The following is a 23,786-nucleotide window of genomic DNA, read 5'->3' on the forward strand; positions in this document are numbered from 1 at the left end:
CAATCGCCCCCGGCACGGCCGGACACGCCGCGCGACCGCCCGCCGACCCCGGCGCGTGTCGGTGCGCGCCAGTAGGCTACTCGCCGTGCTGGACACCCTCGACGCCGCCGCGGTCCGCCGCTGGTGCGCGGGCGGGCTGGCCGCGCTGAAGCGGCACCAGGGCGAGATCGACGACCTCAACGTCTACCCGGTGCCCGACGGCGACACCGGCACCAACCTGGTGCTCACCCTCACCTCCGCGCAGCAGGCGCTGGCGATGGACCTGGACACGCTGCCCGGCGACGGTCCCACCCCGCACGGGCACGCCCTGCGGCTGATGGCCCGGGGCGCCCTGCTCGGCGCCCGCGGCAACTCCGGCGTGATCCTGTCGCAGATCCTGCGCGGCTTCGCCGACGCGGTGGCCGCCGCTCCCGCGGTGCGGGGCCGCGAGCTGGCCGCCGCGCTGCGGAACGCCGCCACCGCCGCTTACGCCGCCGTCGCGACCCCCGTCGAGGGGACGCTGCTCACGGTCGTGGCCGCCGCCGCCGGGGCGGCCGAGCGGGCCGACAGCGACGACCTGCGCACGGTGGCCCGCGCCGCGGCGGGCGAGGCGACCCGCGCGCTGAGCCGCACCCCCGAGCAGCTTCCCGCGCTGGCCCGGGCCGGCGTGGTCGACGCCGGTGGCCGGGGCCTCTGCCTGCTGCTCGACGCCCTGGTCGAGGTCGTCACCGGTGAACGCCCGGAGCGCGCGGCGCCCGCGCCGCGTCCGGTCCGCCCGCCGGCCACCACCGTCCGCGAGACCGGCTCCGAGGCGTACGCGTACGAGGTGCAGTACCTGCTCGACGCCGAGCCGCCGGCGGTGGCCCGGCTGCGGGAGGCGCTGGCCGCCCTGGGCGACTCGCTGGTGGTCGTGGGCGACGGCGCCGGGTCCGGCGGCACGTGGAACGTGCACGTCCACGTCAACGACGTCGGCGCGGCGATCGAGGCCGCGGTCGTCGCCGGCCGCCCGCACCGGATCACCGTGACCCGCTTCGCCGACCAGGTCGCGCCGGCCCCGGCCCTTCCACCGGACGCGGAAGCGCCGACGGTCCCCGACGGCCGGGCCGCCGTGGTGGTGGCCGCCGGCGCCGGCATCGCCGAGCTGTTCGCCGCCGAGGGGGCGACCGTGGTGCCCGGCAACCCGTCCACCGGCGAGCTGCTCGACGCGATCCGCGCGACCGGCGCCGCGTGGGTCGTGGTGCTGCCCAACGACCCGAACACGCAGGCGGTGGCCAGCAACGCCGCGAAGGAGGCACACCGGCTCGGCGTCAAGGTCAGCGTCGTACCGACCCGGTCGCCGGTGCAGGCCCTCGCCGCCCTCGCCGTCCGCGACCCCGGCCGGCGCTTCGAGGACGACGTGATCGCGATGGCCGAGGCCGCCGGCGCCTGCCGGTACGCGGAGGTCTGCCACGCCAGCCGGGAGGCATTGACCGTCGCCGGCCCCTGCCGCCCGGGGGACGTGCTCGCCCTGGTCGACGGGGAGGTGCACCTCATCGGGTCCGACCTGCTGGACACCTGCACCGCCGTGGTCGACCGGATGCTCGGCGGCGGCGGCGAGCTGGTCACGCTGCTGTCCGGGGCGGACGCCCCGGCCGGTCTGACCGACGCGGTGCGCGAACACGTCACCCGGGCCTGGCCGTTCGTCGAGGTGCACGTGTACCCGGGCGGCCAGCCGCACTACCCGCTCCTGGTGGGGGTCGAATGACGTCCGAGCAGGCCACGGTCGACACCCCGCTCAAGAAGCTCGTCGGTGAGAAGACGGCGAAGGCCCTCGCCGCCCACCTCGACCTGCACACCGCGGGCGACCTGCTCTACCACGTTCCCCGGCGGTACGACGAGCGCGGCGAGCACACCGACATCCGCTCACTCGACGTCGGCGAGCAGGTCACCGTGCTGGCCCAGGTGCAGCGCACCGCCGTCCGTCCGATGCGACAGCGCCGGGGCAACCTGCTGGAGGTGACGGTCGGCGACGGCTCCGGCGGCACGCTCACCCTGACGTTCTTCGGCAACCAGGCCTGGCGCGAGCGGGACCTGCGCCCCGGCCGGTGGGGGCTGTTCGCCGGCAAGGTCACCGAGTTCCGGGGCAAGCGGCAGCTCAACGGCCCGGAGTACGTGCTCCTCGGCTCCGGCGGCGAGGGCGAGGCTGCGGCCAGCGAGGAGGTCGAGGAGTTCGCGGGCGCGCTGATCCCGGTCTACCCGGCCGCCGCGGCGGTGCCGACGTGGGTGATCGCCCGCTGCGTCCGGGTCGTTCTGGACACGGTCGCCCCGCCGGACGACCCGCTTCCGGCCACCCTGCGGGCCACCCGCAACCTGGTCGGGCTGGACACCGCCCTCCGGGAGATCCACCGTCCGTCCAGCAAGGAGGCGCTCTACCGGGCCCGGCGCCGGCTCAAGTGGGACGAGGCGTTCGCCGTGCAGCTCACGCTGGTGCAGCGCAAGCACCGGTCCGCCGCCCGCCCGGCCCGACCCCGCCCCGCGACACCGGGGGGCCTGCTCGACGCGTTCGACGCCCGGCTGCCGTACGAGCTGACCCGCGGCCAGCGCGACGTCGGCGCCGAGATCGCCACGGACCTGGCCACCGCCCACCCGATGCACCGGCTGCTCCAGGGCGAGGTCGGCTCCGGCAAGACGGTGGTCGCGCTGCGCGCGATGCTCCAGGTGGTCGACGCGGGCGGGCAGGCGGCCCTGCTCGCTCCGACCGAGGTGCTCGCCGCCCAGCACCACCGGGGCATCCTCGACCTGCTCGGGCCCCTCGGCCGGGCCGGCGAGCTGGACGCCGCCGAGCACGCCACCCGGGTGGAGCTGGTCACCGGGTCGCTCGGCGCGGCGGCCCGCCGCCGGGCCCTCGCCGAGGTGCGCAGCGGCGCCGCCGGCATCGTGCTGGGCACGCACGCACTGCTGTACGAGGGTGTCGACTTCGCCGACCTCGGCCTGGTCGTGGTGGACGAGCAGCACCGCTTCGGCGTCGAGCAGCGGGACGCCCTGCGGGCCAAGGCCGACCAGCCGCCGCACGTGCTGGTCATGACGGCCACGCCCATCCCGCGCACGGTCGCGATGACCGTGTACGGCGACCTGGAGGTGTCCACCCTCTCCCAGCTGCCGCGGGGTCGCTCACCGATCGCGTCGCACGTCGTACCGGCCGCGGAGAAGCCGGCGTTCCTGGACCGGGCGTGGCGCCGGCTGCGCGAGGAGGTGGCGGCCGGCCACCAGGCGTACGTGGTGTGCCCGCGGATCGGTGATTCGAGGCCCGGGGCCAGCGCGGAGGCGCCGGACTTCGAACCTGGGCCGGGCTCGGAGGAGGAGGCTCCCCGCGAGGACGACAACGGGCGGCGGCCGCCCCTCGCGGTGACCGAGGTGGCGCCGCTGCTCGCCGAGGGGCCCCTGCACGGGCTGCGCATCGGCGTGCTGCACGGCCGCCTGCCCGCCGACGAGAAGGACGCGGTGATGCGCTCCTTCGCCGCCGGCGACCTCGACGTGCTGGTGGCCACCACCGTCGTCGAGGTCGGGGTGGACGTGCCCAACGCCACCGTGATGATCGTGCTGGACGCCGACCGGTTCGGCGTGTCCCAGCTGCACCAGTTGCGGGGCCGGGTCGGCCGGGGCGCCGCGCCCGGCCTCTGCCTGCTGGTCAGCGAGGCGTCCGAGGGCAGCCCCGCCCGCGAGCGGCTGGACGCCGTGGCGTCCACGACGGACGGTTTCAAGCTCGCCGAACTCGACCTGGAGCAGCGCCGCGAGGGCGACGTGCTCGGCGCGACCCAGTCCGGCCGCCGCTCGCACCTGCGGCTGCTGTCACTGCTGCGCGACGCGGACCTGATCCGCGACGCCCGGGCGGAGGCGACGGCCCTGGTGGAAGAGGATCCGGACCTGGCCCGGCACCCGGCGCTGGCCGCCTCGGTGGCCGCCCTGGTCGACGCCGACCGCGCCGAGTACCTGGAGAAGGGCTGACGCAGGAAAGGAAGGGCCCCTTCTTAACGCCTGCGGTAGAGGAACGGCCCCTTCTTGAATCGCTTCGCGCTCATGGAACGGCCGAGGGCGCGCCGACCCGGTGGTCGACGCGCCCTCGACGTTCAGGAGGGATGCGCTCAGGCGGTGAACCGGAGCTTCCGGCGGCGGGCCAGCACGAACAGGCCGGCACCGACGGCCAGCAGGGCGGCGGCGCCACCCGCGATCGCGGCGGTGTTGTCGCCGGTCTTCGGCAGACCGCCGCCGTCGCCGCCGCACTCCTTGGGCTGGACCCACTTCACGGCGTCGGCCGGGTCGGCCTCCTCACCCTCCAGGCTCGGGGTCACGGTGAGACCCGCGTACGCCTCGAAGACGACCTCGGTCTTCTTGCCCGGGACGAGCTCCAGCTTCTTGGTCTCGCTCTTCTCGGTGGCGAGAACCAGGGTGGCGGTGACGCCGTCCGCCGGGTTGTCGGCGGTGATCACCAGCTGGTCGCAGGTGAAGACGATCTCGAAGACCGGAGCGTTCGGCTCCTCTGGCACCAGCGGGCCGCCCGGCTCCTCCGGCTGCGTCGGGGTGGGCGTCGGCGTGGTCGGGGCGGGCGTGGTCGGGGTCGGCGTGGTGACCTCGGGGGTCGGGGTCGGGGTGGTCACGTCGGGCGACGGGGTGGGGGTCTGGGCCGGCGGCTCGGCGGTGCAGGTCTCGTCCACCTCCGCGGTCCCGGTGGCGGTGTTGCGGTGCAGCCTGCCGTCGCGGGTCCACTCAGCGGTGATCTTCAGTTCGAGCGCGGCGCCCTTGGCGGTGTACTGCACGCCGACGACCTTGCCGTCGGTGGACTTCGGCAGCTCACGGCCCACCGGGATGCCCACCACGTAGGTGTCGGACGGGGTCCACACCTCGGTGATGGTGCCGGCGAGGTCGCCCTCGCTGTTCTCGACCGTCCACTGGACGCGGTAGACGCCTTCTTCGCTGGTCTCGCAGGCGATGCCGGAGATGTTCGAGTGGTGGGCGCTGGCCGGGGTGGCGAGGACGGCGACGCCGGTGAGGCCGAGCAGTGCGCCGGCGGCGACGGCCGTGGCACGCCGGAGCGCGGGGTGGAGACGGTTCACGTCTGCTCCTGATGAGGGGGTACGGACGAGAGGCCGGGCGGCGCGGGAGACAGCGGCGGCGTGGCGGTCGCCGGCTCATCGACGCTCGCTCCGGCACGTTGTTGCGCCCGTTGCGGCGGACGCAGAGGGTGACTGTACTGATCGGTCATGAATCGTGGGGGTCCGGATGAGGTGGTCCCGGTGATGTTGTATATCCGTGATCATTGATGGACCTTCGGTCATCGAGAGGTGACCCTCCGGTGTGGAACGGCGCTGCGCCGCACGATCACCCGAGGGGACGGGTCATCCGACCGGACGGGCCGATCGGATTCCGGGTGCGGGCGACCTCGGCCGGAGGGGGGTGACGTAGCGTCATCCCCATGAGGAGCAGGCGGTGACCCGGATCGTGGCCGGCACCCTGGGCGGGCGGCGGATCGTCGCGCCTCCCGGCGCCGGCACGCGGCCGACGTCCGACCGGGTCCGCGAGGCGCTGTTCAGCGCGGTGCAGGCCGAGGTGGATCTCGACGCTGCCCGCTTCGCCGACCTGTACGCCGGGTCCGGGGCGGTCGGCCTGGAGGCGTTGTCCCGGGGTGCCGCGCACGTGCTGCTGGTCGAGTCCGACCCGCGTGCCGCCCGGGTGATCCGGGAGAACGTGGCCACCCTGCGGGCCGGGCCGGCTGTCCGGCTGGTCACCGGCAAGGTCGCGACCGTGCTCGCCGCCGGCCCGGACGGCGACCCGTACGACGTGGTCTTCGCCGACCCGCCCTACTCGGTGCCCGACGAGGAGGTGTCCGCCGTGCTCGGCGCGCTCGTCGAGCACGGCTGGCTCGCCCCGGACGCCCTCGTGGTGCTGGAGCGCTCCAGCCGCACCGGCACGGTCGACTGGGTGCAGGGCATCACCGGCGAGCGCAGCCGTCGCTACGGCGAGACCACCCTTTGGTACGGTCGCCGATCATGAGACGTGCGGTGTGTCCCGGCTCGTTCGACCCGGTCACCAACGGTCACCTCGACATCATCGGCCGGGCGAGCCGGCTGTTCGACGAGGTGATCGTCGGCGTGCTGGTCAACCAGTCGAAGACCGGCCTGTTCACCGTGGAGGAGCGCATCGACATGCTCCGCGAGGTGACCAAGTCGTACGACAACGTGCGGGTGGAGTCCTTCCGGGGTCTGCTGGTGGACTTCTGCCGGGCGCAGCAGGCGAGCGTGTTGATCAAGGGCCTGCGGGCGGTCAGCGACTTCGACTACGAGTTGCAGATGGCCCAGATGAACATCGGCCTGGCCGGCGTCGAGACGCTCTTCATGCCGACCAATCCGCTCTACTCCTTCCTCTCCTCCAGTCTCGTCAAGGACGTGGCGAAGTGGGGCGGCGACATCTCCGCCCACGTCCCCGACGTGGTCCGCGAGGCCCTGGTCACCCGCCTGAAGCCCCCGACCGACCGCCCCTGACCCGGCGAGCCACCGCTTCCCGCGATCTTGCAGTTTCTGCCCTCCTATTGCCCCGATTCGCCCTCTTTGCCAGGGCAAAAAGTGCAAGATCGGCGGCGGGGGAGGCGCGGGGAAAGGCGCGATGGAGGCGCGGGGAAAGGCGCGGGGAGGCGCGGGGTGCCGGCGACGCGCCGGGGTGGGGGTGGATGGTGTGGACGTGGGCGGGACGCCTCATCATGTGGGGAGCGCCGAATCCGGGCCCAGCCCGCATCATTGAGGTCGGCCGACGAACGACAGGAGTGAGGTGCCGGTGGACCCGCTCGATCGCATCGACGAACTGATCGCCATGGTGGAGCAGGCCCGCTCCGTCCCGATGTCGCGCAACAACTGCATGGTCGATCGGGGCGAGATGATCGCCGCCCTCGACGAACTGCGCGCCGAGCTCCCCGCCGACCTGCGCCGGGCCGCCGCGCTGCTCGAGGAGCGCGACAAGATCATGGAGGCCGGCAAGCGTGAGGCCGACCGGATCATCAGCGAGGGTGAGGCGGAACACGCCCGGCTCGTGTCGGTGAACGAGATCACCGTGTCCGCCGAGCACGAGGGCGCCCGGATCATCGCCGAGGCCCGGGCGGAGGCCCAGCGCCTCCGCGAGGAGGTCGACGACTACGTCGACACCGCCCTCGCCAACTTCGAGCAGTTCCTCACCCGGGCCCTCGCCTCGATCGAGCGGGGCCGGGACAAGATGCACGCCCTGCGGGAGATCGGCACGTTCGCCGGGGATGAGGCCGAGCGCCCGCTACCCTTCTAGTGCCGACACCTCACGCTGGGCGGGACGCCGCCCCCGATTCGACGCTGCGGCGATCGCCCAGGTAACCTCGTTTGTCGGCCTCTCACCGGCCGGAGTCTAACTATGCCCAAACACACGCCTTCACCACTCGACCCCAGGTCGCCGCTGGTCCTCGACACGAGGGAGCTGCCGCGCCGGCCTGGTGCGTTGCGTACGGTCAAGCGGGTGGTACCGGCACCGGCGGACCTCGGCGTGGAGTTGATCGGCGTGCCGGAGGGCGCGGACCTCGACCTCGACCTGAGGCTGGAGTCGGTGTCCGAGGGGGTGCTCGTCTCCGGGACCGTCAGCGGTCCCATCAAGGGCGAGTGCAGCCGCTGCCTGCGCCAGATCGACGACACCGTGGCCGTCCCGATCCAGGAGCTGTACGCGTACGAGAACAGCACCACGGACATGACGGCCGACGAGGACGAGGTGGGCCGGATGCAGGGCGATCTGATCGACCTGGAGCCGGTACTGCGGGACGCGGTGGTGCTCCAGCTGCCGACCAACCCGCTCTGCCGGGAGGACTGCCCAGGCCTGTGCCCCGACTGCGGGGTGGCCTGGGACGAGCTGCCGGCCGATCACAGCCACCAGCAGGTCGACCCGCGTTGGGCGGCCCTGTCGCAACTGACCCGTAAAGAGGAGTAAGAACCGTGGCCGTCCCCAAGCGCAAGATGTCGCGCAGCAACACCCGGGCCCGTCGGGCGCAGTGGAAGGCCACGGCGGTCGTGACCGTGGCCTGCCCGCAGTGCAAGTCCCCGAAGCTGCCGCACGCCGCCTGCTCCGTCTGCGGCACCTACAACGGCCGCCAGGTCCTCGAGGTCTGACCGGACGCCGAGTGACGCCCCCGACCCCGGGTCGGGCGGCGCGCGCACCCTGGCGAAAGCCCGGTGCCCCGGCTCCCTCCGACGCCGGCCGGCCCACTCCGGCCGGCGTTCCGATGGAGCCGGGCACCGCGCGGATCGCCGTTGACCTCCTCGGCGGGGACGACGCTCCCGCCGTCGTGGTTGACGGCGCTCTGCGGGCCATGCGCGCCGATCCCGACCTGCACCTGCTGCTCGTCGGCCCGACCGAGGCCGCCGGCGAGCTGATCGGTGCCCTCGACCCGGAGCAACGCGCCCGGGTCGCCGTCCGCCCCGTCGACGCCGCCGTCGGCATGGGCGACCACCCCGCCGCGGCCCGCGCCGACAGCACCGTCCGCGCCGCCGTGCACGCCCTCCGCGAGGGATCCGCGGACGCGCTGGTCTCCGCCGGCTCGACCGGCGCCACGGTCACGGCCGTCGCGCTCGGGCTCGGCCGCTGGCCGGACGTCCGCCGCCCGGCCCTGGTCGCCACCCTCCCCGCGGTCGACGGCCCGGTGGTCCTGCTGGACGTCGGCGGCTCGCTCGAACCCCGCCCGGCCACGCTCGCCCGCCACGCCGCTCTCGGCGCCGCCTACGCCGCCGTGGCGCACGGCGTCGGGGCTCCCCGCGTCGGCCTGCTCTCCGTGGGCACCGAGGCCGGCAAGGGCGACCGCGCCCGCCGCCTCGCCGATTCCGCCCTCGTCGCCGCGGCGCTGCCGTCCGGCGGTCGCTACGTGGGCCTCGTCGAGGGGTACGACGTCTCGCTCGGCACGCGCGCCGATGTGGTGGTCACCGACGGGTTCACCGGTAACGTGCTGCTCAAGGCGATCGAGGGCGCGTACGCGATGGCCGGCGGCCCCCCGGCCGGCGGTGGCGCCCCCCGGGCTGCCGCCCTGCTCGGCGTCGCCGGCACCGTGGTGGTGTGCCACGGCGCCGCTCAGGGCGATGATCTCGCCTCCGGCATCGCGCTGGCCGCCCACCTGTGGCGGCGCCGCGCCGCCGACCAGGTCCGCGCGCTGCTGGACGGCGTTGACGCGGGGGACCGCACGGACCGCACCGACCGCACGACCGACACCGAGGTACGCACATCATGAGCATTGACAAACGCCGGCGACCGCCCGTCGGCCACCTGGAGGCAGCGTTCGGCGTGGCGCTGGACCCGGAGCTGCTGGAGCGTGCGCTGACCCACCGCTCGTACGCGTACGAGAACGGCGGCCTGCCCACCAACGAGCGCCTGGAGTTCCTGGGCGACTCGGTGCTCGGCGTGGTGATCACCACCGCGCTGTTCCACAACCACCCCGACCTGCCCGAGGGGCAGCTGGCCAAGTTGCGGGCCAGCGTGGTCAACATGCGGGCCCTCGCTGACGTGGCGCGGGGGCTGGGCCCGGAGGGCCTCGGCCCGTACCTGCTGCTCGGCAAGGGGGAGGAGACGACCGGTGGCCGGGACAAGGCGAGCATCCTCGCCGACACCCTGGAGGCGCTGCTCGGCGCCATCTACCTCCAGTTCGGGCTGGACACCGCCGCCATCGTCATCCACCGCCTCTTCGACCCGCTGATGGCCGAGTCGGCCGGGCGCGGTGCGGCGCTGGACTGGAAGACCAGCCTCCAGGAGCTGACCGCCGCGCAGGGCCTGGGCGTCCCGGAGTACCGCATCGAGGGCACCGGGCCGGATCACCTGAAGACCTTCACCGCCTGGGTGGTGGTCGCCGGCACCCGTTACGGCGGAGCCGAGGGGCGGAGCAAGAAGGAGGCCGAGCAGCGGGCCGCCGAGTCGGCCTGGCGGACCCTGACCGCGCAGGCGGAGCGCGAGCAGGCCGGTGCCGTCGGGGACGGGGCGGACCCGGTCGGGGACGGCGGTCGCGGGACGGTCGACGCGGGCGTCGCCGGAGAGCCCGGCCGTGCCTGAGCTGCCCGAGGTCGAGACCGTCCGGCAGGGGCTGGCCCAGTGGGTCATCGGCCGGCGGATCGCCGCCGTGGAGGTGCTCCACCCGCGGGCGGTACGCCGGCACACGGCCGGCGGCGCCCACTTCGCCGACGTGCTCGCCGACCGGACGATCCTGGACGTGCGGCGGCGCGGCAAGTACCTGTGGCTCCCGCTGGACAGCGGCGACGCGGTGATCGGGCATCTGGGCATGTCGGGGCAGCTGCTCCTGCAACCGGCCGAGGCACCCGCCGAGACGCACCTGCGGGTCCGGTTCCGCTTCGCCGACACCGGTCCCGAGCTGCGCTTCGTCGACCAGCGGACGTTCGGCGGGCTGTCGGTCAGCGAGGGCGGCGCGGAGCTGCCGGCGGAGATCGCCCACATCGCCCGCGACCCGATGGACCCGGAGTTCTCCGACGCGGCCTTCGTCGCCGCGCTGGGCCGGCGCCGCACCGAGGTCAAGCGTGCGCTGCTGGACCAGACGCTGCTCTCCGGCGTGGGCAACATCTACGCCGACGAGGCGCTGTGGCGGGCGAAGCTGCACGGCGCCCGGCCCACCGACGCCCTGACCGGCCCGGCCGCGCTGCGCCTGCTCGGGCACGTCCGTGACGTGCTCGCCGAGGCGATCAAGGAGGGCGGGACGAGCTTCGACGCCCTGTACGTCAACGTCAACGGCGAGAGCGGCTACTTCGACCGTTCGCTCAACGTCTACGGACGCGAGGGGCAGCCGTGCCGGCGGTGCGGTGCGCCGATCCGTCGCGAGTCGTTCATGAACCGGTCGTCGTTCAGTTGCCCGCGCTGCCAGCCCCGCCCCCGGGGAGCCGTCCGGGTCTGACCGTGAGACGTCTCGGGGCCGCCACGGCGTGCCGTACCCCGGCCCGTCCGGGATGGATCCGGGGAACCGCCGGCCGGGCCGTTCCGGCGCTCCCCGGGTGCCGCTCCGACGGTTCCGGGACGGACCGGGGCCGTTCCCCGATGTCGCCGCCCCGTCCCGTCCCTAGCGTCGACACCGTTGACAGGTTTGACGTGACAGGGGGATCCCGGCATGGGGGCGAGACCGGTGACGGTGCGGTTGGCACGGTGGAGTGCCGAACATCCGTGGCGTGCGATCGCGCTGTGGGTGGTGTTCGTGGCGGTGTGCTTCGTCGGCGGCAACGCGGCTGGCCTGAACGAGGCCGAGGATTCCGACCAGGCCCTCGGCGAGTCGGGCCGGGCGGTCGTCATCGTCGAGGCCGGGAACTTCGACGAGCCGGCGACGGAGAACGTCCTGATCACCCCGCGCGGCGGCACGCTGGACATGACGGCGGCGAAGGCCGCGGCCGACGACGCGGCCGGGCGGCTGCGGGCGGTGGAGGGGGTCGCCTCGGTCGGTGAGCCGGTTCCGGCACGGGACGGGTCGGCGTTGCTGCTGCCGATCACGATGTCCGGCGACCCGGAGACCGCGTCCGACCGGGTGCAGCCGCTGCGTGACGCCACCGCCGGCGTCCAGGACGCCCACCCGGGGCTGCGGGTCGAGCAGGTCGGCGGGCCGTCGATCAACAAGGCGCTGGACGACACCCTCGGCGAGGACTTCAAGCGGGCGGAACTGCTCAGCCTGCCGGTCACGCTGGCCATCCTGATCGTCGCGTTCGGGGCGCTGATCGCCGCCGGCGTACCGGTGCTGCTGGCCCTGTCCTCGGTGGCCGCCGCGCTGGGGCTCTCCACCCTCGCCTCCCACCTGGTGCCGGCCACCGACACGACGGCGAGCGTCATCCTGCTGATCGGCATGGCGGTCGGCGTCGACTACTCGCTGTTCTACGTCCGCCGGGAGCGCGAGGAACGCGCGAAGGGGGCCTCCGGGCTGGACGCCGTGGAGATCGCCGCGGAGACGTCCGGGCACGCCGTGGTGGTGTCCGGCTTCGCCGTGATCATCTCGATGGCCGGCCTGCTGCTGGTGAACGACGCGGTCTTCTCGTCGCTCGCGGTCGGCTCGATCCTGGTGGTCGCGGTCGCGGTGATCGGTTCGTTGACCGTGTTGCCGGCGCTGCTGGCCAAGCTGGGCCCCTGGGTGGACCGGCCCCGGGTGCCGGTGCTGTGGCGGCTGACCGCACCGCGTACCGGACGGCACGGCGCGCCCGCGAAGCCGGGGTTCTGGCCGGCGGTGCTGAAGCCGGCGCTGCGGGCGCCGGTGGCGACCCTGGTGGTCTCGGTCGGGCTGCTGCTCGCCCTCGCCGCGCCCGCACTGGGCATGAAGCTGCAGTTCCCCGGCATGGAGGACCTGCCCCGCAGCACGCCGGCGATGCAGGCGTACGACCGGCTCACCGCCGCCTTCCCGAGCAACGGCACCAGCCACACCGTGGCGGTCCGGGCGTCGGCGGCCGAGGCCGACCGGGTGACGGCGGCGCTGACCGATCTGGCCGGGCGCGCGTCCGCCGACCCGCTCTTCGCGCCGACCGAGGCGGACGGCCCGAAGATCCGCGTGTCGGCCGACGGGCGGGTGTCGGTGCTCCAGGTGGCGAGCCCGTACGCGAACCGGGACGAGCGGTCGGCGCAGTCGCTGGAGAGGCTGCGTGAGGATCTGGCCCCGGCCGCCCTCGGGGGACTCGCCGGCGTCGAGTACGCGGTCGGTGGCGACGTCGCCGGCAGCGAGGACTACGAGCAGCACATCCGGGAGAAGCTGCCGCTCGTCATGGGCTTCGTGCTGGCGCTCACCTTCCTGGTGATGGCGTGGACGTTCCGTTCGGTGGTGATCGCGCTCAGCTCGATCCTGCTCAACCTGCTCTCCGCGGGCGCCGCGTACGGGTTGCTGGTGGTGGTCTTCCAGGGCACGTGGGCGGAGGACCTGCTCGGTTTCACCTCGATGGGCGCGATCGTCACCTGGCTGCCGCTGTTCCTGTTCGTGGTCCTCTTCGGGCTCTCGATGGACTACCACGTCTTCGTGGTCAGCCGCATCCGTGAGGGGGTCCGGGCGGGCATGTCGAACCGGGAGGCCGTGGCGCACGGCATCACCTCCTCGGCCGGCGTGGTGAGCAGCGCGGCGATCGTGATGGTCGGGGTGTTCTCGATCTTCGCCACCCTGAGCACGATCGACTTCAAGCAGCTCGGCATCGGTCTCGCGGCGGCGATCCTGCTGGACGCCACGATCATCCGCGCGGTGGTGCTGCCGGCGTTGATGACCATGCTCGGCGACCGGAACTGGTGGGCTCCGCGCTTCATGCGCGCGCGGTCCGCTCCGGCTCCGACCGACCCGCCGGCGCCCGCGCCGGAGCTGGTCGGCGCGCGCTGACCGTACGAACCGTCCGGGGCCGGGCCGCCACACGCGGCCCGGCCCCCGACGTGTCAGGGCGCCGGGCAGGGCTGACGCCAGGCGTCGAGCGTCCGCTCCTTGCGGATGGAGGCGAACCCGTAGCCCACCGTCGTGACGCAGAAGTCCTCTGTGGAGCCGGTGTACTCGACGTGGAAGACCGGCTTGCCGGCCTCCACGAAGGGCAGCAGCTTGCCGCACACGCCCAGCCGGACGCACTCCTCGTTGACCGCGAAGTCGAAGTCCGGCGCCAGGGCCGCCACCTGCGGCACGGCGTTGACCAGGCCGGGGGACAGGTCGAGCGAGCGGGCCAGCTCGGCCAGCCGGCGGTTGAAGTGCAGCTGGTCGTCGAAGTCGAGGGGGAAGCCGGAGCGCTGCGCGTACGCGTCCGCGTCGGCGATCGCGACCGCCCCGAAGCCCTTGCCCCGGCAGAGCCGGAACCGGTCGGCCAGCACCGGCCGCAGGGTGTCCCACTGCCTGACGTCCAGCCAGCGGCTCTGCGGACGACGTCCCGGCGCGCCCTGCACGGTCACCGGAAAGCGGGTCGCGTCCGGGTCGGTGGGCCGGACCGAGCCGACGTGCACCTGGCAGATCAGCCGCCGGTCGCGGGCGCGCAGCTCCGCGGTCTGCGCCGCGGTCGTGGCGACCGGGTCGAGCAGGAAGACGTCCGCCGGCACGCCCGGGTCGAGCACCCCGCTGAGCTGCCACTGCCACTGCCACTGGCGGGCCGTATCCGGCGGCCAGGTGGTCGCCGCGTCCGGTCGGGGCAGCTCCACGTGGCACGCGTACACCGGGGTCAGGAGCAGCAGGGCGACGGTTGCCGGCAGCGCCCGGCGCAGGCCGCGCCCGACGGCGCGCGTCGGCGGCCGGATCCGCATCGGCAGCTCCGCAGGTCGCGGGCGGCCGGTCGCCGCCCGGGCGGGTGCGCCACCGCGGCGCACCTCACCCGGTCAAACGAGGACGGACCCGACGACGACTCGCGGATTCGGCGCCGTGTCGAAGTCCCGGCGGCCGCGCCGGGACGTCGACACACGGCTCAGCGCGGTGCGGCGAAGACCTGCGTCCAGTACGGGCCGTTGCTGCTGGCGATGCCGACGCCGATCTCGGTGAAGGAGCAGTTCAGGATGTTGGCCCGGTGGCCGGGGCTGTTCATCCAGGCGTCCATCACGGCGGCCGGCGTCTTCTGGTTCCAGGCGACGTTCTCGCCGTAGGTCCGCCACGCGTAACCGACCCGGTCGATCCGGTCGCCAGGGTCGCTGCCGTCGCTGCCGGTGTGCGACATGTTCTGGTGGTCGGCCTGGTCCTGGCTGTGCCGCTGGGCGGCGGTCATGAGCTTGTCGTCGATGCTCAACGCGCTGCAGCCCGCCTTCGCGCGCTCGGCGTTGGCCAGGTTCACGACCTCGCGGGCCTGGGCGCTGACGCCGCTGCCGGCGGACGTCCCGCTGCTCGGGGCGGTGGAGCGGTCGGCGGTCCGGCGGGACGGCGCGGTGGTCCGTGACGGCGCGGGCGTCGGCTTGCGGCTCGGCGTCGCCGAGGGGGAGGGCTTCGCGGTGGTCGGCGAGGCGCTCGGGCTGCTGGTCGGAGCGAGCGCGTCGGCCGGCGGCCCCGCGGCGTCGGGCACGGCCGGGGCGGCGGCGACGGTGTCGTCCACCACCGAGGTGGGGGTGGCGTCGTCCCCGCCGGAGAGCGCGACGGCACCGGCGCCCAGGCTGACCACCAGCGTGGCCGCCGCGGCGGCGCCGCCGATCAGCAACGGACGCCGCAGGCGACGGCGTGGGCCGTCGGCGGGGGACTCGCCGGCTCCGGCTGCCGGCAGCGTGCCGGTCGCCGGCTCACCGGCGTACGCCCCGGAGGGCGCGGCCGGCCAACCGCCGGTCGCCTCCTCGCGCTGCCACCCACCGGTGGCCTCGGGGCCGTGCCAACCCCCGGCGGTCTCGTGCTGCTGCCAGCCGGCGGCGGTCTCGTCGGGCCGCCGGCCCTCGTGGGCCTCCTCGCGCTGCCAGGACGCGGTGGGCTCATGCTGCCAGGACGCCGCCGGCTCGTGCTGCTGCCAGGGCGCGGCGGGCTCGTGCTGCTGCCAGGTCGCGGTGGGCTCGTGCTGCTGCCAGGTCGCCGCGGGCTCGTCGGACCGCCAACCGCCCGTGTGCTCCTCGCGGTGCCGGGTGGGGGTGGCCTCCCAGCGCTGCGCGGGCTCCTCTCGGTACGTGGCGTCGGACGGCTGCCACGACTGCGTGTCCTGGTGGGCGGGCTCGGGCTGCCAGCGCGGGGTGGGCTGCTCCCGCTGCCACTCGTCCGCGGGACGGTCCGGGTCGTCGCCGAACAGGTAGGCCGAGCGCGGCGCGGGCCGCTCGGTCAGCCAGGCCGGTTCGTCGGCCGCCGGCTCGGGTCGCCGGGCGGCGCCCTCCGGGTCGATCGGGTCGTTCCAGCCGTACACGCCGGTAGCCTCCAGAGGTCGGTTGCGGGCCGGGGTGACGCTACGTGTCGGCCGCGACCTGCGGCAACGTGGCTAAGAAAGAGTTAAGGGGAACCGGGACGCCGGGGTAGGGACTTCCCGTGATCCGGGGCGTACAGTAAAGGTGTCCGGACAGAGCGTGTCCGCGCCGTATGGCAGCCCCCCGGCAAGTGGACAGGCCGACGTAGAGATGATCTACGGCCTGCGGGAACTTGACGAAGGAGGGGGTTTCGGCTCAATATATAGGTGTCGCCAGTCGCGCCCGCTCATGCCCAGAATCGCCTGGGTTGACATGCCGCGTACGAATGGGCGCGCGTTGGCCGGCCATTCCGGCAGCGCATATCAAGGAGTCAACATGGCGAAGGCCCTGTACGGCCACGTAGGTGCGGCGCCCGACCGGCGCCTGCTCGACGAGGTCACCCGACTGCGTGCCACGGTTCAGGCACTGGAGTTCGAGATCACGCGGCTGCGTGCCGAGAATGATCGGCTCGCGGCGGCCGCGGCCGAGGCGGACGACCTGCTCCGCATCGCCGAGCCCGCGCTGACCTGATCCCCGGGTACGCAAAAACTGAATCGCACCACGCGAAAGGCGCGCCGACACGAATGTGCCGGCGCGCAGCTCTGTGCGCACCATTTCCGTCCGCCCGATCGAGCCGGCGACCGCGGACGCCGTGCTCCTGACCGGCACGCAGGCCGGAACCGTGCCGCGTACGGTCGGAAAATCGTCGGGTGGGCGTCGAAAACGTGAACCGGGGCGCGGCCGGTCGGGGCGGCTCGGGGCGGGTCGCGTGCGGGACGGTCACCGGTGGCGGGTTAGTCTGCGGGTTCACCAGGTCCGCGCAGCCGGCGACGGTACGGCGGCCACCGGACGAGGATCGAGAAGGTGCATCTCAAGAGCCTGACGGTGAAGGGCTTCAAATCCTTCGCCTCCGCGACGACGCTGAAGCTGGAACCGGGCATCACCTGCGTGGTGGGTCCCAACGGGTCCGGCAAGTCCAACGTCGTCGACGCCATCGCCTGGGTCCTCGGTGAGCAGGGCGCGAAGGCGCTGCGCGGCGGCAAGATGGAGGACGTCATCTTCGCCGGCACCGCCGGCCGGGCGCCGCTCGGCCGCGCCGAGGTGACCCTCACGATCGACAACACCGACGGTGCGCTGCCGATCGAGTACACCGAGGTCTCGATCACCCGCCGGATGTTCCGCTCCGGCGAGAGCGAGTACGAGATCAACGGCGACTCCTGCCGCCTGCTCGACATCCAGGAGCTGCTCAGCGACTCCGGCATCGGCCGGGAGATGCACATCATCGTCGGGCAGGGCCGCCTCGACGGCATGCTGCACGCCAAGCCGGAGGATCGGCGCGCGTTCATCGAGGAGGCCGCGGGCGTCCTCAAGCACCGCAAGCGCAAGGAGAAGGCGCTGCGGAAGCTCGACGCGATGCAGACCAACCTCAACCGGCTCACCGACCTCACCGCCGAGCTGCGCCGTCAGCTCAAGCCGCTCGGCCGGCAGGCCGAGGTGGCCCGCCGCGCCGCGGTGATCCAGGCCAATCTCCGGGACGCCCGTCTACGGCTGCTCGCCGACGACCTCGCCACGCTGCGCGCGACCCTGGACAAGGAGATCGCCGACGAGACGGCGCTGCGGGAGCGGCGCGAGCAGGTCGAGGCCGAGCACACCGAGGTGCAGGCCCGCCTCGGTGAGCTGGAGGCCGCCCTCGCCGAGGACGCGCCGCTGCTCGCCGCCGCACAGGACACCTGGTACAAGCTGTCCGCCCTTCAGGAGCGGTTCCGTTCGATCGAGCAGCTGGCCCGCGAGCGGCTGCGCCACCTCAGTGCCACGCCGGACGACGAGCGGCCCGGCCGCGACCCGGGCCAGCTGGAGGCCGAGGCGGAGCGCGTCCGCGAGCAGGAGGAGGAGCTGCGCGCCGCGCTCACCGACGACCAGATCCGGCTGGCCGAGGCGGTGGAGCACCGCCAGGAGCTGGAACGTCAGCTGGCTGCCGCGGAGCGGGAGCTGGTGGCGGCGGCCAAGGCCATCGCCGACCGCCGGGAGGGGCTGGCCCGGCTGACCGGGCAGGTGAACTCCGCCCGGGCCCGGAGCGCCACCGCCGGGGAGGAGATCGAACGACTCGCCGCCGCGCACACCGACGCCCTCGGCCGGGCCGAGCGGGCGCAGGCCGAGCTGGACGCCGTCGCCGAACAGTCCACCGAGGCGGACCGGGACAACGCCGACCTGGACGCCCGGCACGCCGAGGCGGTGGCCGTCCAGGAGAAGGCGCAGGAGACGGTCCGGTCGCTGAGCGACGCCGAGCGAGCCGCCGAGAAGGACGCCGCCACCTGGAAGGCGCGCGAAGAGGCGCTCGCCCTGGGCCTGCGCCGCAAGGACGGTGCAGGAGCCCTGCTGGCCCGCGCCGACGAGGTGCCGGGTCTGCTCGGCAGCCTCTCCGGGCTGCTCACCGTCGCGCCCGGCCACGAGGCCGCGCTCGCCGCCGCCCTGGGCGGCCTCGCCGACGCGGTCGCGGTCAGCGGGGTGGACGAGGCCGTCGAGGCGATGCGCATGCTGAAGATCGCCGACGCGGGCCGGGCGGGCCTGCTGGTCGGCAGCCCCGCCGGGCCCGGCATGGCCGGCTCCGCCGACTCCCTGCGCCCGAAGCTGCCGGACCGGGCCCGCTGGGCGCCCGACCTGGTGGAGTGCGCCGCCGAGGTCCGGCCGGCCGTGCACCGGGCGCTGCGCGACGTCGTCCTCGTCGACGACCTCGGCACCGCCGCGGAGGTGGTCGCCGGCAACCCGGAGCTGCGGGCGGTCACGCCGGAGGGCGACGTGCTCGGGGCGTACGCGGCCGCCGGCGGGTCGGCCAAGGCGCCCAGCTTCATCGAGGTGCAGGCCGCCGTCGAAGAGGCGCGGACCAACCGCGCCGCCGCCGAGCGGACCTCCGCCGAGCTGCGCGAGCAGCTGGTCGAGGCGCGCGCCGAGGTGGCCGCCGCCAAGGAGGCGGTGCAGCACGCCGCCGCCGCGAAGCGGGAGGCGGAGAGCCACCGCAACGCCGCCTCCCGCCGGCTCGCCGAGCTGGGGGCCGCCGCCCGGTCGGCCAAGGCCGAGACCGAGCGGCTCGGCGAGTCCCGTGCCCGCGCCGAGGCGGCCCGCGAACGCGACCTCGCCGCCCTCGCCGAGCTGGAGGAGCGGTTGCGGCTGGCCGAGGCCACGCCGATCGACGCCGAACCCTCGACCGAGGAGCGCGACCAGCTCGCCGCGATGGTGCCCCGGGCCCGGCAGAACGAGATGGAGGTGCGCCTCGCCGTGCGTACCGCCGAGGAGCGGGTCTCCTCCATCGCCGGCCGGGCCGACTCGCTGCGCCGGCAGGCGGCGGCCGAGCGGGCCGCGCGGGAGCGCGCGGCGGCGCGGCGGGCGGCGCGGACCCGCGGCGCGGGGATCGCCCGCGCCGTGGCCGGCGGCGCCCGCGAGGCGCTGACCCGGCTCGCCACCTCGATTGCGCAGGCCGAGGAGCACCGCGACGCCGTGGCGCGCGAACGCGCCGCGCGGGAGGCCGAGCTGTCCGAGGTACGCGGCGCCGCCAAGCGCCTCGGCGCCGAGCTGGAGCGACTCACCAGCCAGGTGCACCGGGACGAGGTGGCCCGTGCCGAGCAGCGGCTGCGCATCGAGCAGTTGGAGGCGAAGGCCGCGGAGGACTTCGGCCTCGACGTGGCGACGCTGATCGCCGAGTACGGCCCGACGGAGCCGGTCCCGCCGACCGACGCCGACGTGGCGGCGGCGGAACGGGACGGCCTGGTGGTGCCGGAGCCGGTCCCGTACGAGCGGGCGGTGCAGGAGAAGCGGGCCGCCAAGGCGGAACGGGAGTTGGCCCTGCTCGGCAAGGTCAACCCGCTCGCGCTGGAGGAGTTCGCCGCGCTGGAGGAGCGGTACAAGTTTCTCTCCGAGCAGCTGGAGGACCTGAAGGCCACCCGGCGCGACCTGCTCACCGTGGTCAAGGACGTGGACGACCGGATCCTGGAGGTCTTCGCCAGCGCGTTCGCCGACACCGCCCGGGAGTTCGAGCAGGTCTTCAGCGTGCTGTTCCCCGGTGGCGAGGGGCGGCTGGTGCTCACCGACCCGGACGACCTGCTCGCCACCGGCGTCGAGGTGGAGGCCCGGCCGCCGGGCAAGAAGATCAAGCGGTTGTCGCTGCTGTCCGGCGGTGAACGGTCGCTGACGGCGGTCGCGATGCTGGTGGCGATCTTCCGCGCCCGGCCCAGTCCGTTCTACATCATGGACGAGGTGGAGGCGGCGCTCGACGACGTGAACCTGGGTCGGCTCATCACGCTGCTGGCGCAGCTGCGGGAGAAGAGCCAGCTGATCGTCATCACGCACCAGAAGCGGACGATGGAGGTCGCCGACGCCCTCTACGGCGTGACCATGCGCAACGGGGTCACCCAGGTGATCAGCCAGCGGCTCAACCGGGCCGACGACGACGGGCGGGAGAACAACGAGTGAGTCGGGAACGCGCCACGGCGCTCCTGGTGGACTTCGACGGCGTACTGCGCCGCTGGGATCCGGCGGTGGCCGCCGGCGTCGAGCGGGAGTACGGGCTCACCGAGGGTGTCCTCGGCGAGATCGCGATGTCGTGGGGGCTGCTCCAGCCGGTGCTGACCGGCAAGGTCAGCCACGCCGACTGGATGGCCAGCGTGGCCCACGCGCTGACGCCATCGGTGGGCGACCCGGCGCGGGCCCGCGCGGCGGTCGACGCGTGGCAGCGCTACCGGGGCGAGGTCGACCCCGACGTGCTGGCGTTCATCCGCGAGGTCCGGGCCGAGGGCATCCGGGTCGGGCTGGGCACCAACGCCACTGACCTTCTCGACGCCGACCTCGCCGCGCTCGGGCTCACCGACGAACTGGACGTGGTGGTCAACTCCTCGGTCGTCGGCCTGCACAAGCCCGCGAAGGAGTACTTCCAGGTGGCCTGCGAGGCCCTCGAGACCCCGCCGTCGCGGGTGCTGTTCGTCGACGACGAGGACCGGGCGGTCGCCGGCGCCCGGGTGGCCGGGCTGGCGGCGCACCGCTGGAGCGGCCCGGACGACCTGCGCTACCTGCGCGCGGCCCTGACACCGCCGGCGTAGTTCGTGGAGATCTTGGAAGAATCCGGCCCCTCGGGGGGCCGTTTCCTTCCAAGATCCTCCTTGATCGCGCTGCTCAGTCGCCGGTGACGCCGTCGACGCGTTCGCGGATGAGGTCGGCGTGGCCGTTGTGCCGCGCGTACTCCTCGATCATGTGGACGTAGACCCAGCGCAGGCTGACCTGGTGTTCGCTGCCGTCGCGGCGGCGCAGCGGGAACGTCTCGTCGAGGTCGTGTCCGGCGGCTGCCGCGTCGGCGGCCTCGATCTCGGCGCGGAACGCGGCGAAGTCGGCCTCGGGGTCGGCGGCGGCGACGGTGTTGAACTCGGCGTCCACGTCGGCGGTGAAGTCGTACAGGTCGGGCAGGTCCTCGCCGGCGAAGCGCTCACGGAACCAGGCCCGCTCCACGATGGTCATGTGCCGGACCAGGCCGATCAGGGTTAGCGAGGAGGGCTCCACGCTCGCGGTCCGCAGCTGCTCGGCGGTCAGCCCCGCGCACTTGTGGAGCAGGGTGTCGCGATGGTAGTTGAGCCAGCCCTCCAGCATGGTGCGTTCGTCACCGAGGTAGGGCTCGCTCCGGCGGTCGATCTCAGGTGCTCTCCAGGTCATGCCGGCCATCCTCGCCCCGGGGCCTGACATCCGACGACGGGTTTTCCGCCCGGCTCCCGGTCCTGCCGGTCCGGATGGATCAGAAGTACGTCTCGTTGAAGCGGTTGAGCAGGCGGGCGAAGGTCTCCACGTCCTGCCCGGGCCAGGTGCTCAGCGTCTCGCGGAACCGTTCCAGCCGGGCGGCCGCGGCCGTGTCGAAGCGACGCTGCCCCTCCTCGGTGAGGCTGAGCTGGGCGGCGCGCCGGTCGGTCGGGTCCGGGTCACGCCGGACCAGACCGATGGTCTCCAGCCCGTTGATCTGCCGGCTGAGGGTGCCCTTGCCGATGCCGAGCCGCGCGGCCAGGTCGGTGAGCCGGATCGACCCGGAGCGGCGCAGCCACAGCAGCAGCCCGTACGCGTTCGGCTCCAGGTTGGGGTGCACCTCCCGGGCGATGTCCCAGGACACCGCGCGGCTGCGGCGGAGGAGGGCGGTCAGTTCGTGCTCGACCGCCCGTACGGTCTCCGGGGGGTGCTCGTCCACGGTGATAGAGCGTACGGCGGGCGCCTCACCGGTCGCTGGTCAGGCGGTGGTGCATCACCGGGCGCACGTGGCCGTCGCTGGTGATGCCCTCGATGGTCACCTCCGCCGAGCGGCCGTCGTGCACGAGGGTGGCCACGGCGTTGCCGAAGTACGGGCCGGCCAGCTTCTTCCACCGGAACGACGGCCGGCGGACCCCGGCGGTCCGGGCGAGGGCCCGGGCGGCCGCGGACGGGCCCGGTGACCAGCCCAGTCGCATCAGCGGGCGTATCCCGGCCGGCACCTGGTTGTGGATGGGCGAGCAGGTGAGCTGGTGCACCGGGGTGACCACGCCCGGGTCGTCGAACCGGGCCCGGGCCACGTACGAGTGGTGCACGTCCCCGCCGAGCACGCTGATCGAGGCCGGCGGCGCGTACGCGGGGCCCGCGCCCACCCGCGCGCCCGGCTCGGGTGTGCCGCTGCCGATCCGGGCGAACAGCGCGCCGAGAGCCTCGAACGAGCGGCGGAACGCCGCCCAGTGCTCCAGATCGAGGCCGCGGCGCAGCGTCTCGGCGACGGCCCCGACCCAGCGTCGGCGCGAGTCGCCCAGCTTCTCGTTCCACGCCTCCACGTGGTGGATGCCCGGGGGGAGCAGCCAGGGCAGCGAGGACCCCACCAACAGGTGGTCGTACGCGCCGTGGGCCTGGTCGACGAACCACGACCACTCGCCCGGCGGCAGCATCGCCCGCCGGCCGGGATCCAGCACCCGGCTGCACCGGTTGTCGAGCATGACCAGCCGCGTCCGCCCCAGGTCGAGCGCGTAGCTCCACTGGTACTGCACGGCCCGCCACCGCTCGGTGTCGTGCGCGAGGTCGGACTCCTGGTCGACCCGGTGACCGAACTCGCGCAGCACGCCGGTCGCGTCCTCGGCGGCCGTCACCTTCGCGAACACCGGGTCGGCGGCGATCTCGTCGGGCGAGAGGTTGCCGAGGTGCTGGTAGACCCAGTACGACGCGAGGCCGCTGCCGATCCGCTCCGCCCACCACGGCTCGGCGCGGGCGTCGGCCCGCCAGGAGGCGGAGGTGTTCCAGTCGTCGATGATCTCGTGGTCGTCGAAGATCATCACGCTGGGCACGGTCGAGAGCAGCCAGCGGATCTCCGGGTCGCGCCACGACTCCAGGTAGAGCTTGGTGTACTCGTCGAAGCTCACCACCTGGTCGGCCGGTGCCCCCTTCGGCCGGCGGCGGCGCCGCTTGAGCAGCCGCTTCACGGTCGGCGAGGTCTCGTCCGCGTACACCTGGTCGCCGAGGAGCACCAGCAGGTCCGGCACGGCCGCCGGGTCGAAGTCGGCCGCCAGCCGGCGGGCGTACGCGTCGAGGGCGTCCGGCGGCAGCCGCCGGGCGGTGGCGTGCTGGGTGGTCTCCCGGCAGGAGCCGAAGATCAGCCGGACCGGCTGGTCGCGGTCGTCGGCGGCGCGGGTGCGGATCACGCTGGGCGGGAACTGGCCGCGCGGCTCCGGCCAGGCGAGTTCGCCGTCGATCAGCACCTCGTAGGTGGTGGCGGCGTCCGGTGTGAGGCCGGACACCACGACGAGCGCGTAGTGGTGGTCGTACGCCGAGAAGGTGGGTGCGGTGCCGGTGGCGCCGTCGGCCGTGCGGACGGTGACCACCGCGGGCCCGCTGGTCTCCACCCAGACCGTGGCCCGCGTGTCGACGACCCGCCGCAGCAGCGGACCGACGAGCAGGTGTGCGGCGGGCATGGCGGACCTCCGAGGAGAGCAAAC

20 protein-coding genes are annotated in these 23,786 nt (G+C 74.0%); 14 read left to right on the top strand and 6 right to left on the bottom strand.

Annotated features, from left to right (window positions below):
- Positions 1 to 85 precede the first annotated feature (85 nt).
- On the top strand, positions 86 to 1,723 hold the full coding sequence (locus tag ACTMS0_RS18955) for a DAK2 domain-containing protein (RefSeq protein WP_441156548.1): 1,638 nt from the start codon (positions 86 to 88) through the stop codon (positions 1,721 to 1,723).
- Positions 1,720 to 3,963, top strand: a complete 2,244-nt coding sequence (gene recG / locus ACTMS0_RS18960) for an ATP-dependent DNA helicase RecG (protein WP_441156549.1) — start codon at positions 1,720 to 1,722, stop codon at positions 3,961 to 3,963. The genes ACTMS0_RS18955 and recG overlap by 4 nt, the downstream gene beginning before the upstream one ends.
- 137 nt (positions 3,964 to 4,100) lie before the next feature.
- On the opposite strand, the gene ACTMS0_RS18965 is transcribed toward recG, so the two are convergent.
- Positions 4,101 to 5,069 carry a PVV-CTERM domain-containing choice-of-anchor G protein gene (locus ACTMS0_RS18965; RefSeq protein WP_441156550.1) on the bottom strand — a complete coding sequence of 323 codons (969 nt, stop codon included), beginning with the start codon at positions 5,067 to 5,069 and terminating at the stop codon, positions 4,101 to 4,103.
- A gap of 373 nt (positions 5,070 to 5,442) precedes the next feature.
- On the opposite strand from ACTMS0_RS18965, the gene rsmD reads away from it, so the two are divergent.
- From rsmD to ACTMS0_RS19010, 9 genes are all read left to right on the top strand, one after another.
- Complete coding sequence (gene rsmD, locus ACTMS0_RS18970; RefSeq protein ID WP_441156551.1) at positions 5,443 to 6,006, top strand: 16S rRNA (guanine(966)-N(2))-methyltransferase RsmD; 564 nt, start codon at positions 5,443 to 5,445, stop codon at positions 6,004 to 6,006.
- Positions 6,003 to 6,494, top strand: a complete 492-nt coding sequence (coaD, locus tag ACTMS0_RS18975; RefSeq protein ID WP_441156552.1) for a pantetheine-phosphate adenylyltransferase — start codon at positions 6,003 to 6,005, stop codon at positions 6,492 to 6,494. The genes rsmD and coaD overlap by 4 nt, the downstream gene beginning before the upstream one ends.
- A gap of 289 nt (positions 6,495 to 6,783) precedes the next feature.
- On the top strand, positions 6,784 to 7,281 hold the full coding sequence (locus ACTMS0_RS18980) for a hypothetical protein (RefSeq protein ID WP_130322613.1): 498 nt from the start codon (positions 6,784 to 6,786) through the stop codon (positions 7,279 to 7,281).
- A 102-nt stretch (positions 7,282 to 7,383) separates the two neighbouring features.
- Positions 7,384 to 7,947: a YceD family protein gene (locus ACTMS0_RS18985; protein ID WP_441156553.1), complete on the top strand. Its 564-nt coding sequence runs from the start codon at positions 7,384 to 7,386 to the stop codon at positions 7,945 to 7,947.
- 5 nt (positions 7,948 to 7,952) lie between these two features.
- The gene (gene rpmF / locus ACTMS0_RS18990) at positions 7,953 to 8,126 is read left to right on the top strand and encodes a 50S ribosomal protein L32 (protein WP_441156554.1); all 174 of its coding nucleotides are present in this window, start codon (positions 7,953 to 7,955) and stop codon (positions 8,124 to 8,126) included.
- Positions 8,127 to 8,239: 113 nt separating this feature from the next.
- Complete coding sequence (locus ACTMS0_RS18995; protein WP_441156555.1) at positions 8,240 to 9,235, top strand: phosphate acyltransferase PlsX; 996 nt, start codon at positions 8,240 to 8,242, stop codon at positions 9,233 to 9,235.
- Complete coding sequence (gene rnc, locus ACTMS0_RS19000; protein ID WP_441156556.1) at positions 9,232 to 10,047, top strand: ribonuclease III; 816 nt, start codon at positions 9,232 to 9,234, stop codon at positions 10,045 to 10,047. The genes ACTMS0_RS18995 and rnc overlap by 4 nt, the downstream gene beginning before the upstream one ends.
- Positions 10,040 to 10,897 (top strand): bifunctional DNA-formamidopyrimidine glycosylase/DNA-(apurinic or apyrimidinic site) lyase, encoded by an 858-nt coding sequence (mutM, locus tag ACTMS0_RS19005; RefSeq protein ID WP_441156557.1) that lies wholly within the window; start codon positions 10,040 to 10,042, stop codon positions 10,895 to 10,897. Before rnc ends, mutM begins: the two co-directional genes overlap by 8 nt.
- A 210-nt stretch (positions 10,898 to 11,107) precedes the next feature.
- Complete coding sequence (locus ACTMS0_RS19010; protein ID WP_441156558.1) at positions 11,108 to 13,327, top strand: MMPL family transporter; 2,220 nt, start codon at positions 11,108 to 11,110, stop codon at positions 13,325 to 13,327.
- 53 nt (positions 13,328 to 13,380) lie between these two features.
- Here the strand turns inward: ACTMS0_RS19010 and ACTMS0_RS19015 are convergent, their stop codons facing one another.
- Positions 13,381 to 14,223: an endo alpha-1,4 polygalactosaminidase gene (locus tag ACTMS0_RS19015; RefSeq protein ID WP_441156559.1), complete on the bottom strand. Its 843-nt coding sequence runs from the start codon at positions 14,221 to 14,223 to the stop codon at positions 13,381 to 13,383.
- Positions 14,224 to 14,381: 158 nt separating this feature from the next.
- Positions 14,382 to 15,779 carry a CAP domain-containing protein gene (locus ACTMS0_RS19020; protein WP_441156560.1) on the bottom strand — a complete coding sequence of 466 codons (1,398 nt, stop codon included), beginning with the start codon at positions 15,777 to 15,779 and terminating at the stop codon, positions 14,382 to 14,384.
- Between the two features lie 373 nt (positions 15,780 to 16,152).
- On the opposite strand from ACTMS0_RS19020, the gene ACTMS0_RS19025 reads away from it, so the two are divergent.
- From ACTMS0_RS19025 to ACTMS0_RS19035, 3 genes are all read left to right on the top strand, one after another.
- Positions 16,153 to 16,347 carry a hypothetical protein gene (locus ACTMS0_RS19025; RefSeq protein ID WP_130322629.1) on the top strand — a complete coding sequence of 65 codons (195 nt, stop codon included), beginning with the start codon at positions 16,153 to 16,155 and terminating at the stop codon, positions 16,345 to 16,347.
- Between the two features lie 333 nt (positions 16,348 to 16,680).
- Entirely contained in the window at positions 16,681 to 20,280 is a 3,600-nt protein-coding gene (gene smc / locus ACTMS0_RS19030) for a chromosome segregation protein SMC (protein ID WP_441156561.1), read from the top strand.
- Positions 20,277 to 20,903 (top strand): HAD family hydrolase, encoded by a 627-nt coding sequence (locus ACTMS0_RS19035; RefSeq protein ID WP_441156562.1) that lies wholly within the window; start codon positions 20,277 to 20,279, stop codon positions 20,901 to 20,903. Before smc ends, ACTMS0_RS19035 begins: the two co-directional genes overlap by 4 nt.
- 73 nt (positions 20,904 to 20,976) lie before the next feature.
- On the opposite strand, the gene ACTMS0_RS19040 is transcribed toward ACTMS0_RS19035, so the two are convergent.
- From ACTMS0_RS19040 to ACTMS0_RS19050, 3 genes are all read right to left on the bottom strand, one after another.
- Entirely contained in the window at positions 20,977 to 21,507 is a 531-nt protein-coding gene (locus ACTMS0_RS19040) for a DinB family protein (protein WP_441156563.1), read from the bottom strand.
- A 79-nt stretch (positions 21,508 to 21,586) separates the two neighbouring features.
- The gene (locus ACTMS0_RS19045) at positions 21,587 to 22,027 is read right to left on the bottom strand and encodes a MarR family winged helix-turn-helix transcriptional regulator (RefSeq protein ID WP_441156564.1); all 441 of its coding nucleotides are present in this window, start codon (positions 22,025 to 22,027) and stop codon (positions 21,587 to 21,589) included.
- Between the two features lie 25 nt (positions 22,028 to 22,052).
- The gene (locus ACTMS0_RS19050; protein ID WP_441156565.1) at positions 22,053 to 23,762 is read right to left on the bottom strand and encodes an alkaline phosphatase D family protein; all 1,710 of its coding nucleotides are present in this window, start codon (positions 23,760 to 23,762) and stop codon (positions 22,053 to 22,055) included.
- Positions 23,763 to 23,786 lie beyond the last annotated feature (24 nt).

It is taken from the genome of Micromonospora sp. H33 (genome assembly GCF_052068455.1).
Classification (GTDB): domain Bacteria; phylum Actinomycetota; class Actinomycetes; order Mycobacteriales; family Micromonosporaceae; genus Micromonospora.